The organism is Vibrio sp. 10N.261.52.C11 (assembly GCF_041471405.1).
Taxonomy (GTDB): domain Bacteria; phylum Pseudomonadota; class Gammaproteobacteria; order Enterobacterales; family Vibrionaceae; genus Vibrio; species Vibrio crassostreae_C.
Map to the genome: position 1 here is coordinate 45,006 of NZ_JBFROI010000068.1, position 13,221 is coordinate 58,226.

The window sequence follows — 13,221 nt, forward strand, 5'->3', positions numbered from 1 at the left end:
CGTCACCGTCACCGTCACCACTGCCATCATCCTCACGGTCTTCTTCAAAAAGAGCTGAATCGAGGTCATCAAAGTAGCTGTATGTACCCGTTGAAGAATTATCGCCAACATACATGGAGAACAAGGAAGGAGCACCAGAATCATTTTCTGCGGTAAATCCTGAGTATTTAACACCATCAATAGTCACAGCTACATCATAATTAGAACCATCTTGATTTGGTGACCACGAAATAGTTACATCAACCCAAGAATTATGCTCATATTTAGTAAGTACGTCTTGAGTACTACCATCTTCTTTTCTAATTTTGATTTCTGTTTTACCAAAGCTTACTTCAGTGAACCGAGCGCTAGATGAAGCATCTTCAGAAGTGCCTAAGTATAAGTATGTTGACTTTACATACCCATCTGTTGGGATGTAAACAGCAACCGAAACTGTTCCGCTTTCTGCAGCACCATCGATAAATGCTCGTGATACAACTGGTTTACCATCTCCTGATTTATCGTCTAATAGCAACGACTTGCTAGGAGATTTGGATACCGAATCGCTTACGCTGGCTATAATCGTAGTGTTATCAGCGTTCGGAGCAAAGTACAGATCATTCTGAGTGTCAATTTGCATGTTGGCGTCATAGTCATCAAAATCATCGGTGACCCCATATGAAGGATCTATTGCTTCGTCCGTTGTATCTGTAGCCTCAGTTACTTCAGTATTATCACTGTGGTCGGTACCTGAAATAGGAATGTTGCCGCCAATACTAAGCCCACCGTCAGCTGCGGAGTAATCACCATCTACGGATATTGTGCTTACTGAACCATCATTATTGAATAGCGTGAACGCAACTTGACCTGAAGTATCATCTTCAATTGTCTCTTCATAAGTGGTTTCAAATCGTTCGTATTCACCGAGTGTGGTGTCAGCTGAATTGTCAGTGTAGTAATAAAGTGTCTCACCATCTGCTGAGAAGCGATATACGTTGGGTAAATCAGTACTACTCGATGATGAATAGGCTGCTGAGAATGCTGAAGTATCAGAAAATTCCCAATAACCATTTAATAATGCTGAGGTAGGTGTTGCAGGATCGGTAGAACCATCCGTCGGAATAGGTAAACCATCACTGTTACAACCAAATAATAAACCTGTCGAAAGGGCGACAGCAGTAGCGACTTTAGAAATCTGCATAAAATATTCTCTTTATGATATTAAATCCATATGTAAATCACATAAGAAATAGATAATAAGTAGTCGTTAAATATTTTTAGGATAAAGCTAATTTTTATTAGAACATCCTATTCTTTAAAATAAAGTAATTTAAATAGCCCCAAGTTTTTACGAGAGGAGAAGGCTAATTTAATTAATTTGACTATTTAGAATGAGTAAGCAACACCAACGCGGTATTTAGCTTCACGATCTTTAGAAGACGAGCTGATATCAGATGACCAGATTTCTGCAAAAGGTTTCCATGAACCAAACTTGTAGTTTACTTTTAAACCTGCGTCCCACTCCCAATCATCACTATTATATAGAAGTACGTTATCTAGCGATTTTACATAGTTAGCTTCGTAAGAAAGGCCAAGTTTAGGTAGAGATTGAATTTTGTAAGAACCCGTTAGTGTGACTTTTGATTTCTGTGCTGACTCTAAACGCTCACCAGTCTCTGAATCTTTGTCACCAAATTGAGTGTGGTTGCGGAAATCAGCATACTCGTGACGGTAACGAATGGCAGTCGTTAATCCCATATCCGCATTATAACCAACACGGAATTGAGGTTTGTAAGTGACTTTTTTCATCTTCCAGTCACCGCCGTTGTAGTTCGGCTCATCCCAGTCCCAAGCGATCGGCATACCAACTTGTAGATACCAGTTGTTATCGACTTTGTAAGTTGCTGTATTTTCTACTTCCATACCGTAAATATACCAATTGCCGTCATAGAAGCTTCTACTGTTTGCTGATTTAACTTCGCCAGAATCTGCGTCGTAGTAAGAATCGTCAGTATGGAATTTAACTTCAAGGCCCGTTGAGTGCTTCCACTTATCTGACAGTTTAAAGCTTTCACCTAGCTTCACTCGGTGTTGATGGCGAGCGTCTACGTGAGCCGTGTCGCCATTTGTTTTTGTATAATCCGTCGCAGCACGATACTCGTAACGATAATCAAGAGATGCACCAGTAGCTGTGCCCGCTAAAAGAGTACATGCAACAGCTGCAGAAATTTTTGTAACAGAATTCATACCTTTGTCTCACTATTATTTTTTTATTCTGGATACATCCAATGTACCCGTGGCTCACAAACCAATACCTTACATGGTATTAAATTAATGTATGACAAATATGGTATTTACTATTGAGTCAGATTTCTGTGAGATCTATCAAAAAGTTCTGACTAATGGCCCAAATATATAGCTAAATGTTATGAATATCTCAATTTAGGGCTTGTGTATTAAATCAATCATGACGTACTTCTCATATTCACAAACCTTAGAAACTCACTTTTTTGCATGTGTTAAAATAATACAAATATTAAGTGTTTCTATATGTTAATAATGATGATTTTAACCATCGTGGCTTAAACATAGGGAGCATGTTGAGAGGCATAAATATAAACCATAGCCAGATGTTTAATAAAAGTTACAAAATGGCTAAATGTAAATTCTATTTATCGGTTGGCTTATTTAAGTCGAAGAGAAAATATTTAGTACTAATTCGTGTTCAAAAGTGGTTTCTGTACTGAGTGTGTACTCGGTATCTGTTAACAATAAAGGATGAGTCATGTTTAAGAAAAACATATTAGCAGTGGCGCTATTAGCGACTGTACCAATGGTTACTTTCGCAAATAACGGTGTTTCTTACCCCGTACCTGCCGATAAATTCGATATGCATAATTGGAAAATAACCATACCTTCAGATATTAATGAAGATGGTCGTGTTGATGAAATAGAAGGGGTAGCCATGATGAGCTACTCACATAGTGATTTCTTCCATCTTGATAAAGACGGCAACCTTGTATTTGAAGTGCAAAACCAAGCGATTACGACGAAAAACTCGAAGAATGCGCGTTCTGAATTACGACAAATGCCAAGAGGCGCAGATTTCTCTATCGATACGGCTGATAAAGGAAACCAATGGGCATTGTCTAGCCATCCATCAGCAAGCGAGTACAGTGCCGTTGGCGGCACGCTAGAAGCGACCCTAAAAGTGAATCACGTAGCGATTAACGCTAAGTACCCAGAAAAGTACCCAGCTCACTCGGTGGTTGTTGGTCAGATTCACGCTAAAAAACATAATGAGTTAATCAAAGCTGGAACTGGTTACGGGCATGGTAATGAACCACTAAAGATCTTCTATAAGAAGTTTCCTGGCCAAGAAATGGGTTCAGTATTTTGGAACTATGAGCGTAACCTAGAGAAAAAAGATCCTAACCGTGCCGATATAGCTTACCCTGTTTGGGGTAACACTTGGGAAAACCCAGCGGAACCGGGTGAAGCAGGCATTGCTCTTGGTGAAGAGTTTAGCTACAAAGTGGAAGTGAAAGGCACCATGATGTACCTAACGTTTGAAACAGAACGTCACGATACGGTTAAGTATGAAATCGATCTGAGCAAGGGTATTGATGAGCTTGATTCACCAACGGGTTATGCTGAAGATGATTTCTATTACAAAGCGGGCGCATACGGCCAATGTAGCGTGAGCGATTCTCACCCTGTATGGGGGCCAGGTTGTGGCGGTACTGGCGATTTCGCTGTCGATAAAAAGAATGGCGACTATAACAGTGTGACTTTCTCGGCACTAAAGTTGAACGGCAAATAGTACATAAGGCTAGTTAGAAACAGGCCTTAAGGAATGTTTTCGAAGACCACTGAACCGAATGTTGAGTGGTCTTTTTGTTTTCTATGAGATTTAAGATGAGCCGGGTATCAGCGAGAGTACAATGAAGCTTACCAATGAAAGGTACAGCTGAAACAATACAACCTTGTCAAAAGACAAGGTTGTAATCAGAAAGCGTAGAAAGATTTTAGGACGGCGACTCGATACCGGACTTAGTCATACATCAACTCTTTAGCTTTGTCGGCATCAAACTCCTTTAGAGACTTTCGAGCTAAGTGACGGAATGGGAAAGCTTTAACGACTTCTTCGAATGGTTGGATAGCAAAGGCCCAAAAGATAGAGCCATCTAAACCAAAGATGATCAATGCACACAATGGAATTGAAATTACCCATTGACCAGTAAAGTTGATTTTGAAGACTGCGGTCGTTTTTCCTAGTGCTCTTAGTACATTCCCATGAACCGTGTTGTAGCCACGAACAATTGGCAAGAATATGTAGAGTGGGGCGATAACGGCCAATGCTTGATAGGTAGATTCATCCAAGTTCGGGTAAATGTCACCAATGACCAGACTTAATCCTGCGAATAAGAGTGCACAAACGAAAGAAATGACGACTGCAATATCGATACTGGTATCGACGTTTTTGACTAGGTCATCCATCTTTTTGGAGCCAATCGCTTGGCTGATAGTAATCGCGGAAGAGTGAGCCCAAGCGGTAATAAATTGAGAGACAGCCCTGATCCAAGGCATCACCAAAGTAATCGCTACGTAAGCGTTGATGTTAAGTTGCGAATACAACAATTGATATATCGTTGCGCCAATCAAAAGCATGGTCACGTTCGCTGCTACAGGGAATATTTCGATAAAGTGACGGCGAACGTTGGTAAAGAATTCAGAGCGCTGAGCGTCTAATTTGAGTGAAATCGCTGAGCTTAAATGCACGCACAAAACCAAATACAGCAAGCGGATCGTTATTGCAATAATGCTGCCTAATGCAGCGCCTTGTACTCCAATCCCTTCAAAATTAGAAAAACCATGAATCAGCACATATGAGAGTACAGCATTGATAGGCAGTTCAATTAAGTAACCTTTGAATGGGACTTTAGTTCTGCCTAGCGCATTAAATAAAGCAATGATCACCTGCGTTAACGCGGTAAAAATAACGATGTATTTCGAGATGTCTAGATAGCGGCTGATTTCTAAGTGAAGGGAAGCGTCATCTGTTAAAGCTTGAATCAAGGGTTGTTCGAAAAAAGTAAGTAGAAGCCAAAATAGTGTTGCTACGCCAAGGTTGATAAATAACCCTGCCCAAAATGCTTTAGATAATGATGCGGCGATGCCAGAGCCCACTGCGCGGCTTAATACTAACTGAGTACCGTTTGCCAGCGCCATTTGAATTCCCAGTACAAAGGCAACGATAGTCGTCGCAATCCCCATTGCAGCTAAAGGGATTTCACCAAGAGGAGAGACAAGCAGTGTGTCGATCATCAACATCGACTGCATCAAGATACCGTTTAAGGCGAGGGGCCAGGCGAGAGAGAAATTTTTCCTTACGTACGATTGTGAAGACACAAACAACACCTTATGTGTATAACCGTAAGCTTTCTCTGAGGTGGCGGAGTAGAGCGTTTAAAGAAGAAAACACTACGGTAGTTGATGGTTAAAAAATGGGTGCTAAAACAAGACTGACTTGTGTCTTTGAAAAACAAGTCAGTTTGGTTAATCTCGGTTATGCGATGGCTAATTCAACCCTAGAGAGCTTTTGGTTCTCATCGTCTAGCAGGACTTGAGAAGCAATTCGAGCTTGCTTGGCATCGCCAGACATTATTGCGTCGTAAATCGCTTTGTGTTCTTCTAAACAGAAGCGACCGCCTTCAGCGGAGTGGTCGATAAACTGCTTGAAGATAGTCGACAGAATGTTCGCGAATGGAATGTAAAATTGATTACCTGTCGATAAGAAAATCGTTTGGTGAAACAGGTGATCGTTGGTCGTCCACTCTTCATAATCGAAGCTATTTGCTGCGATGGTCATTTTCTGGAAAAGAATCGAAAGCTCTTTGCGTTGCTCTACAGTTGCATTGGTTGCAGCGAGCGCACACGCTTCCGGGTCAATCGCTTTTCTTAAGCCTAAAAATTGAGACAAGAAGGGTTTAGTATCTTCTAAATCTTGGATCCAGTACAGCAATTGCGGGTCCAAGAAGTGCCACTGTGTTCTCGGTTTGATACGAGTGCCCACTTTTGGCTTCGACTCGATTAAACCTTTTGCCGAAAGTAGCTTAGTTGATTCTCGAAGGGCAGTTCTGCTCACTCCAAAGATTTCGCACAGCTCCATTTCGCTGGGTAACTTTTGATTTTCTTCTAACTCGCCTGACAAGATCTTGCGAGCAATTTGTCTCGCCACTTGAACATGAATTCGGCGGCTTGAATCTTCCACCAATGTAAATATTGACATTTAAACCACCTGAAATTGAAACTTTGAAAACACTAAAAGCCAGACGAATCTGGTGTTTAGTGTCAGTGTATACGTCGAATTTAGTGTGAGGTTTTCCCTCATCTACTCGGGTCTGTTAACCTTATATAGTGTGGCGAACTTAAATCGCTGAGTGAGCTTATATAAACCAGCTAACTAGGGCGTTATTTGTCCGCCATTAACATCTAGGATTTGACCTGTGATGTAACCGCTGCAAGCGTGCGATGCAAAGAAAGCAAATGAAGGAGCAACTTCATCAATATGGCCAAAGCGTCCCATTGGAATGTTGTTAGCAATGGTCGCTTTCAAATCGTCGCTTTTACCATCGTGAAATGCGGTATCGATAGTGCCTGGTGAAACAATGTTGAAACGGATATTGTCTTGTGCGAACTCTTTCACCCAATTACGGTGAATGTCGTGCAACCAAGCTTTAGACGCGGCATAGATGCCAGCACCAACACCACCGCCTTCGCGAGCGGCAATAGATCCTGTGCTAATCACACAAGATGTTTGCCCGGACTCAGCAGCAGAGGCGCGTAAGTGCGGGATAGAGAACTTAGTTGTCATCAGTGCAGAGCGAACATTAAGGTTCATTACGCGCTCATAAAACTCATCATCGATATTTTCTAGATTGGCGCGACCACCAAGGCCACCGGCGTTGTTAATCAACACGTCCATGCCACCAAAATGATCAGTAAACTCTTTGACTAACCTTTCGCACTCTAATGTGTCCATTAGGTTTGCAGGGAAAAAAGCAACATCGCCACCCAGTGCGGTAAGTTCAGATAGAACGTCATCGACTTTTGGGCTGAAAGCACGACTATTGATGCCGATTTTTGCGCCGTATTTTGCAAAGACACGTGCGGTAGCTAAACCCATACCGGCAGTAGAGCCAGTAATTAGAATGCGTTTGCCTTTTAAATCGTTAAACATCAGAGCCGCCTATATTGTAGATTATTTACACCAATAAATCATACAATAACACTTGCCATATTCAAGGGTGTTCATCTAAAAACGGGTTATTACCGACATAAATAGTGAGAGTAAGGGTGGTTTTGTGAGTTCACGCATACATTGAAATTGTAAATGAGAACTATTTGTATGAATTAGTGAGTTGAATTGGTTTTATAAACCTAAAGATGAGCAAGTTTGTGAAATATTGCTCCAGCCTTTATTGGTAGTGACCTCACGTTATTCTGATGCTGTGTTGGTGAAGATATAATTCAGTGCTATAGTCCGGGTTAAATAATACATATCTAATAAGTAAGTAGACACATGGCTGGCTCTTTCAATTCTATTTCAGGCTCTAAGCGAAGCCTTCATGTGCAAGTTGCACGTGAAATCGCTCGTGGTATTTTGTCGGGCAATTTGCCTCAAGGTTCTATTATCCCTGGTGAAATGGCTCTGTGTGAGCAATTTGGTATCAGTAGAACAGCATTAAGAGAAGCGGTTAAGCTTCTGACTTCAAAAGGCCTATTAGAATCTCGTCCTAAGATCGGTACTCGCGTTGTTGACCGTGCATTCTGGAACTTCTTAGATCCACAATTGATCGAATGGATGGACGGTTTGGCCGATACAGACCAATTCTGTCATCAGTTTTTGGGTTTACGCCGCGCGATTGAACCAGAAGCGTGTGCTTTAGCTGCTCAGTTCGCGAGTGCAGAACAACGCATTGAGCTGTCTGGTATTTTCCAACAAATGGTAGAAATTTCTAGCGAAGAAACGCTTGATCAAGAGCGTTGGCTAGATATCGACATGAAGTTCCATAGCCTGATCTTCAATGCAACAGGTAACGACTTCTATCTTCCATTTGGTAACATCTTAACGACCATGTTTGTTAACTTTATTTCTCACTCTTCTGAAGAGGGAAGTACTTGTATTAACGAACACCGCCAGATTTATGAAGCAATCATGGCAGGTAATAGTGACAAAGCACGCCACGCGTCAGCAAGTCACCTGTTAGAAACAAACCACAGATTACCAGCCGCTAGTTAATTGTTTTCACTGTTATTTTAGCTTTGATCGTTTTGCATTATCGACGAGAGGGCATTCTCGTAAAACTAGGGTAGTCAAAGTTAAAATTACGGTTATTCAAAAGCTAATTTCAGCAGTGACCTCTAAAAAGCACGTTTGACACGTGCTTTTTTTGCATCCAAATTTGATGAAAACCTGACTGGTGTCCAATATTTAATCTATTATTTGCTGTTTCGTTAAAAGCACTAGTAACCAGTATTTTAAGTTATATAATAATACTAATTAAATTATTGTGAGTGTGATTATGCCCCAGTCTCTACTGCCAAATATTCTTCAATTCATAGGTCAAATCGACCCATTCGATAAGATCCCTAAACAAGCACTTCGCGAACTTGCCTCTAACGTGCAAATTACTTATCTCGGCAAGGGAGATGTGGTCGATTTGTGTGAGTCTGGGAAGGAAAAATCGCTCTATATCATTCGAACGGGCTCTATGGAGCAACGAAAATCGGATGGTGTGCTTCGTGCCCGTCTAGGCAGTGAAGATTTGTTTGGCTTTACGTTCTTAGATTCTGAAGTCAACGACGAAAAAGGCTATAGAGCTGTCGCAATCGAAAACACCTTACTTTATGTGATTCCACACTCGGCACTTCAAACGCTTTTCAAAGCCTTTCCAAGTTGCGCAGAACACTTTGCTTCACAGGCGCAGGTTCGCTTGAAGTCGGCACTGGATGTGGTCTGGTCGAATAAAGAGAAAGGCCTGTTCATTCGTAAAGTTGAGGAAGTGGCAAGCGGGCAGGTGGCAATTGTTAAGTCTGAGCAAACCATCCAGTCGGTTGCGGTTGAAATGCTTCATCAACGCTCACCGTGTGCCGTGATCTATGAAGGTGAAACCATTGTTGGTTTGATCACCGACCGAGACATGACTAAGCGAGTGATTGCCCACGGCGTGAGTACTGATAGCCTGATCTCAGAGGTAATGACGCACTCTCCACTTACTGTAAAACCGGATGATCTGGTGCTGCATGCGGCCTCTATCATGATGCAATTTAATATCCGTAACTTGCCCGTTGTGAAAGAGAATAAGGTCGTTGGTCTTCTTACTACGTCTCATTTGGTTCAAAACCACCGTGTTCAAGCGATATTCTTGATCGAGAAAATCAAATACGCGGGCAGCGTGAAAACCATGTCTTCGTTCACCTCAGAGCGACAAGCTATTTTTGAAGCGCTGGTGGAAGGTAAAGTGGCGCCTGAAACCGTCGGCAAGGTAATGACCATGATTATGGACGCCTACACCCGTCGATTGATTCAAATAGCGATTGATAAGTTAGGCCCACCACCGTGTGATTTCTCTTGGATCGTAGCCGGATCGCACGCACGTAATGAAGTGCACATGTTGTCGGACCAAGACAGCGCGATTGTTCTTGCTGACGATGCAACCGACAGTGACCGTATTTACTTCAAACACTTATCGATGATGGTGACCAACGGCTTAGCAAGCTGTCACTACCCATTATGTCCAGGTAAATTCATGGCTGCGACGCCAAAATGGTGTCAGCCACTCAGTGTATGGAAGCACTACTACAAGAAGTGGGTGGCTAACCCAGAGTACGAACGCTTGCTTAATATCAGTGTGTTCCTAGAAATTCGTACTATCTACGGCAACAGTGAGTTCGAAGGTATTCTGCGCGATGAGCTGCATAGCAATATTCGCGGTAACCGTGAGTTTTTAAGCACGCTAGTGAAAGACGCGGTCAATACCAACCCGCCACTTGGCATCTTCAATAGCTTAGTGCTAGAGAAGTCAGGTGAGAATAAGAAAACGTTGAACGTGAAGAAGTACGCGATCAACTTGATTATCGACTTAGCGCGTATTTATGGCCTTGCTGTGGAGTGCGATTTGTCGGCGACTGACGAACGTTTCGCTGCTGCCAATGAAAAAGGCATGCTGAGCGACGATGCATTCAAGAACATTCTGGGTGCTTACCAGTTCATTCTCTCTTTCCGTTTTGGCCATCAACTTGAAGCGCTGAAGAACGGGGATGTGCCTGACAACAACATCAACCCAGATAGCTTTGGTAGCTTTGAGCGTAAACACTTGAAAGATGCCTTTAGGATCATTGCTGACCTTCAAGAAGCGGCGAAAATTCGTTTCGGAGCACGTTAATGAAGCTATGTTCAACTAATAAATGTTTAAAACGAATGCTAAACTATTTTCACCCGCTTGAACGAATTAAACGCAAGCGTAAGCAATATTTGGGTACGGTTAAGCTGCCAGAAGCGTTACATGATCTGGTAGAACAGCCTTGTCCTGAAATGACGGATTTGGCCAAAGACAGCGACTATATCGTGTTGGATCTCGAAACCACAGGCTTAGACAGCGAACAAGATCTTATCTTGTCTATGGGATGGGTCGATGTGGTGAAAGGACGAATCGATTTGGCTTCTGCCAAGCATATCTACCTGAACAATGATTCTCAGATTAACGCTGAAACTGCGGTGATTAACCACATCACACCACAGATGCTGGAAGAGGGCGCATCTATTCATGATGCGATGCTCGCTTTCTTCGAAGCAGCGAAAGGCAAGATTATCGTCGCGCACGCGTGTGTAGTCGAAGAGAAGTTCATTAGCCAATACCTTCTTCGCTGCTACGGTTTAAGAGCGATTCCTCTGCTTTGGCTTGATACCTTGTGTATTGAGAAAAGCATGGAGAAAGCGATCAGCAATCATGAAGAAGTCGATTTAACCTTGGCAGGGACTCGCGAAAGGTACCGGCTTCCTGAGTACAACAGCCACAATGCATTAGCCGATGCCGTTTCAACAGCGGAGCTATTTTTGGCTCAACAGAAACGAGTGGTTCCGAATGATGAAGTGACACTATCATTTTTATATAGGATCAGTCACTAGGGAAGCCATTTGTTCCCTTATTTGAATCATTGTTGACTGAACTGATTTGAAAGCATAAAAGCCAGCGATTATGCTGGCTTTTGTTTGGGTCTTAGAAAATTAGGCAGTTATCATCTTAGACTTTTCATATAGGGAACAGCTTAGAAGCTGTAAGTAATACCTACACGGCTACGTAGTTGACGGCTTGAGTCACACACCGTATCACTTGTACATTGAACGTTGCCAAATTCTACGTATGGGCGCCAGCTCCAATCTGCTTCTTTGTAGCCGATCTTCATGTTGTAGTCCCACTCGTACTCGCCGTTGTTACCCATTTTCCATTCGTCATTAAAGAAATCTTCTTTGTAGTTTGCTTCAAAGCCAAACTGCCAAGCGTTCCAGTTGTAATCGATATTACCCGTAATTTTACCGGCATTTAATGAGTCGTGTTGCTTACCATCAAGGCCTGTTGAAGTTTTACCTGATGCATAATTGCGGAACTCATGGCGGTAACGAAGTTTCGTTGTTACACCTGAATCAAATTTGTATTGAACACGTACTTGCGGTTTGTAAGTTACCGCTTCATCACCGAAAGTAATCGGCATTGAAGTTGTTACACGCCAGTTGTTATCGAATTTGAAGTGGTAGCCGTATTCAAATTCGTTATCACCACGTTGAAGTTCGCTTAGGTTACCCTTGTGCTTCATTTCTACGCCGTAGTAATGATTACCTGTGCTACCACCAATTTTCACTCGACCAGCCCATTCTTCCGAATCGTGCTTGTACTCTTCACGAAAATCTAGTGATGCCGCAGACACGCTGCCTGCAAAAAGAGTTGCTAATACTGCAAGCGTTACTTTATTCGTTTTTATCATTTTATTGTTTCCACTGTATCTAAATAAAAAATGGTTAATAAAGGACCAACGTTGAGCCCTTTGTTGTATTGGGATTAAAGTTTTGGGTAAAGTCGTTCTACGTCGCGCTGAGCCCATATTTCCGCTAAGTTCTTTTTCATTGTGAACCTGCTAAAGTCTGTCTAAGTTGCCAGTTTCACCATTCAGGGTTTTCCCTAGCAACGCCGGCTTTTAGGTAAAGCGGAGTTATACGCTCAATGCGATGACGTTTGTTTTCGTGTGTAGGGTTACTCTTTCTTTTGAATTAAAATACTACAAATATGCTAGCGATTAGAATGGTGAGGTTCTGTGAATTAGATCGTGTTGTCATGATAAAACCACTATTTACAAAGGGTTACAAAGTTAGGGTTTGAATTAAGCCTTTGTTTTTTAATGGTTATTTTTCAGGTTATGTTGATTTTCTGAGTTTTGTCTATCAATAAATGTGCGCTACAGCAAAAAATTGAATCTTTAGTTGTCATTTTTATTTGTAATACATTATTATTTACTAACTTTATGTGGCAACTCATATCGTCAGTACGTTAAACAGGTGCACATGCATCTGTATGGTTTTAGGTAGTGATTCTGTCGGTTAGTTTTAAGTGACTACCGACGTGAATGGATGAACTTATGGTTCATAGCTGCATTGGGATGATGGTTTTAAGGCTAAGGCTTTGTTTAAAAGCGAAGATAGTCTAAAAGTTAACATACCTAAAAGTACGATGTATTTGCCGTGAGGGGATAAAAAGCCTCAATCAAAAAAGGTTTGAAGTGTAGTAGGCAAGGCAGTTACACAGCCTGCTATAGAGATCGGAGTTAGAACGATTGGATATAGTCGCTCTAAACTGATGAAAAAGAAGAAATCGTTGAAGTGCTTGCGAAAGCATTTTGATTATTGCTCCCAACTATTCTAATTATAACTTCTGCTTTCATCTAGAAAGGTAGGAGATGGTAGTCGAAGATCTACCCTTGCGCTCATGTTGATACAGGCAACATGAGCGTTTTTTTATTTGAAATTTGAGTAGAGAGTCGTGTGCGGCTCAATAAGCGAGAGTGTCCTGAATTCTGTGTAACTGTCTAAACTTAAGCCTTAAAGGCTAAGGATGGACAATATGGATAAGAAAGCACTCGAAGCTTTTGCTCGTGAAGCAGCAAAGTCAATTAAGACAGAATCTG

The 13,221-nt window shown here is 41.9% G+C and carries 9 protein-coding genes and 1 pseudogene; 4 read left to right on the forward strand and 6 right to left on the reverse strand.

Annotated features, from left to right (window positions below; translation table 11 throughout):
• Both AB4323_RS20955 and AB4323_RS20960 read right to left on the reverse strand, forming a co-directional pair.
• Positions 1-1,180, reverse strand: a pseudogene (locus tag AB4323_RS20955) (LamG domain-containing protein); the annotation flags it as partial.
• Between the two features lie 185 nt (positions 1,181-1,365).
• Positions 1,366-2,226: an oligogalacturonate-specific porin KdgM family protein gene (locus AB4323_RS20960; RefSeq protein ID WP_017063621.1), complete on the reverse strand. Its 861-nt coding sequence runs from the start codon at positions 2,224-2,226 to the stop codon at positions 1,366-1,368.
• Between the two features lie 538 nt (positions 2,227-2,764).
• Here AB4323_RS20960 and AB4323_RS20965 point away from each other — a divergent pair.
• The gene (locus AB4323_RS20965) at positions 2,765-3,802 is read left to right on the forward strand and encodes a polysaccharide lyase family 7 protein (protein WP_017061470.1); all 1,038 of its coding nucleotides are present in this window, start codon (positions 2,765-2,767) and stop codon (positions 3,800-3,802) included.
• 230 nt (positions 3,803-4,032) lie between these two features.
• On the opposite strand, the gene AB4323_RS20970 is transcribed toward AB4323_RS20965, so the two are convergent.
• The 3 genes from AB4323_RS20970 to AB4323_RS20980 all read right to left on the reverse strand — a co-directional run bounded on the left by AB4323_RS20970 (position 4,033) and on the right by AB4323_RS20980 (position 7,222).
• Positions 4,033-5,400 carry an MATE family efflux transporter gene (locus AB4323_RS20970; protein WP_081322222.1) on the reverse strand — a complete coding sequence of 456 codons (1,368 nt, stop codon included), beginning with the start codon at positions 5,398-5,400 and terminating at the stop codon, positions 4,033-4,035.
• Positions 5,401-5,548: 148 nt separating this feature from the next.
• Complete coding sequence (locus tag AB4323_RS20975; RefSeq protein WP_017063624.1) at positions 5,549-6,271, reverse strand: FadR/GntR family transcriptional regulator; 723 nt, start codon at positions 6,269-6,271, stop codon at positions 5,549-5,551.
• 174 nt (positions 6,272-6,445) lie between these two features.
• Positions 6,446-7,222: an SDR family NAD(P)-dependent oxidoreductase gene (locus AB4323_RS20980; RefSeq protein ID WP_017072470.1), complete on the reverse strand. Its 777-nt coding sequence runs from the start codon at positions 7,220-7,222 to the stop codon at positions 6,446-6,448.
• 342 nt (positions 7,223-7,564) lie between these two features.
• Between AB4323_RS20980 and AB4323_RS20985 the strand changes: the two genes are divergently transcribed.
• The 3 genes from AB4323_RS20985 (at position 7,565) to AB4323_RS20995 (ending at position 11,173) form a co-directional block, all read left to right on the forward strand.
• Positions 7,565-8,284, forward strand: coding sequence for a FadR/GntR family transcriptional regulator (locus AB4323_RS20985; RefSeq protein ID WP_017072471.1), 720 nt, complete (start codon positions 7,565-7,567; stop codon positions 8,282-8,284).
• 283 nt (positions 8,285-8,567) lie between these two features.
• Positions 8,568-10,430, forward strand: a complete 1,863-nt coding sequence (locus tag AB4323_RS20990) for a DUF294 nucleotidyltransferase-like domain-containing protein (RefSeq protein ID WP_372153275.1) — start codon at positions 8,568-8,570, stop codon at positions 10,428-10,430.
• Positions 10,430-11,173 carry a 3'-5' exonuclease gene (locus AB4323_RS20995; RefSeq protein WP_372153277.1) on the forward strand — a complete coding sequence of 248 codons (744 nt, stop codon included), beginning with the start codon at positions 10,430-10,432 and terminating at the stop codon, positions 11,171-11,173. Before AB4323_RS20990 ends, AB4323_RS20995 begins: the two co-directional genes overlap by 1 nt.
• A 140-nt stretch (positions 11,174-11,313) precedes the next feature.
• On the opposite strand, the gene AB4323_RS21000 is transcribed toward AB4323_RS20995, so the two are convergent.
• Positions 11,314-12,027: an oligogalacturonate-specific porin KdgM family protein gene (locus AB4323_RS21000; RefSeq protein WP_010438391.1), complete on the reverse strand. Its 714-nt coding sequence runs from the start codon at positions 12,025-12,027 to the stop codon at positions 11,314-11,316.
• Between the last annotated feature and the right edge of the window lie 1,194 nt (positions 12,028-13,221).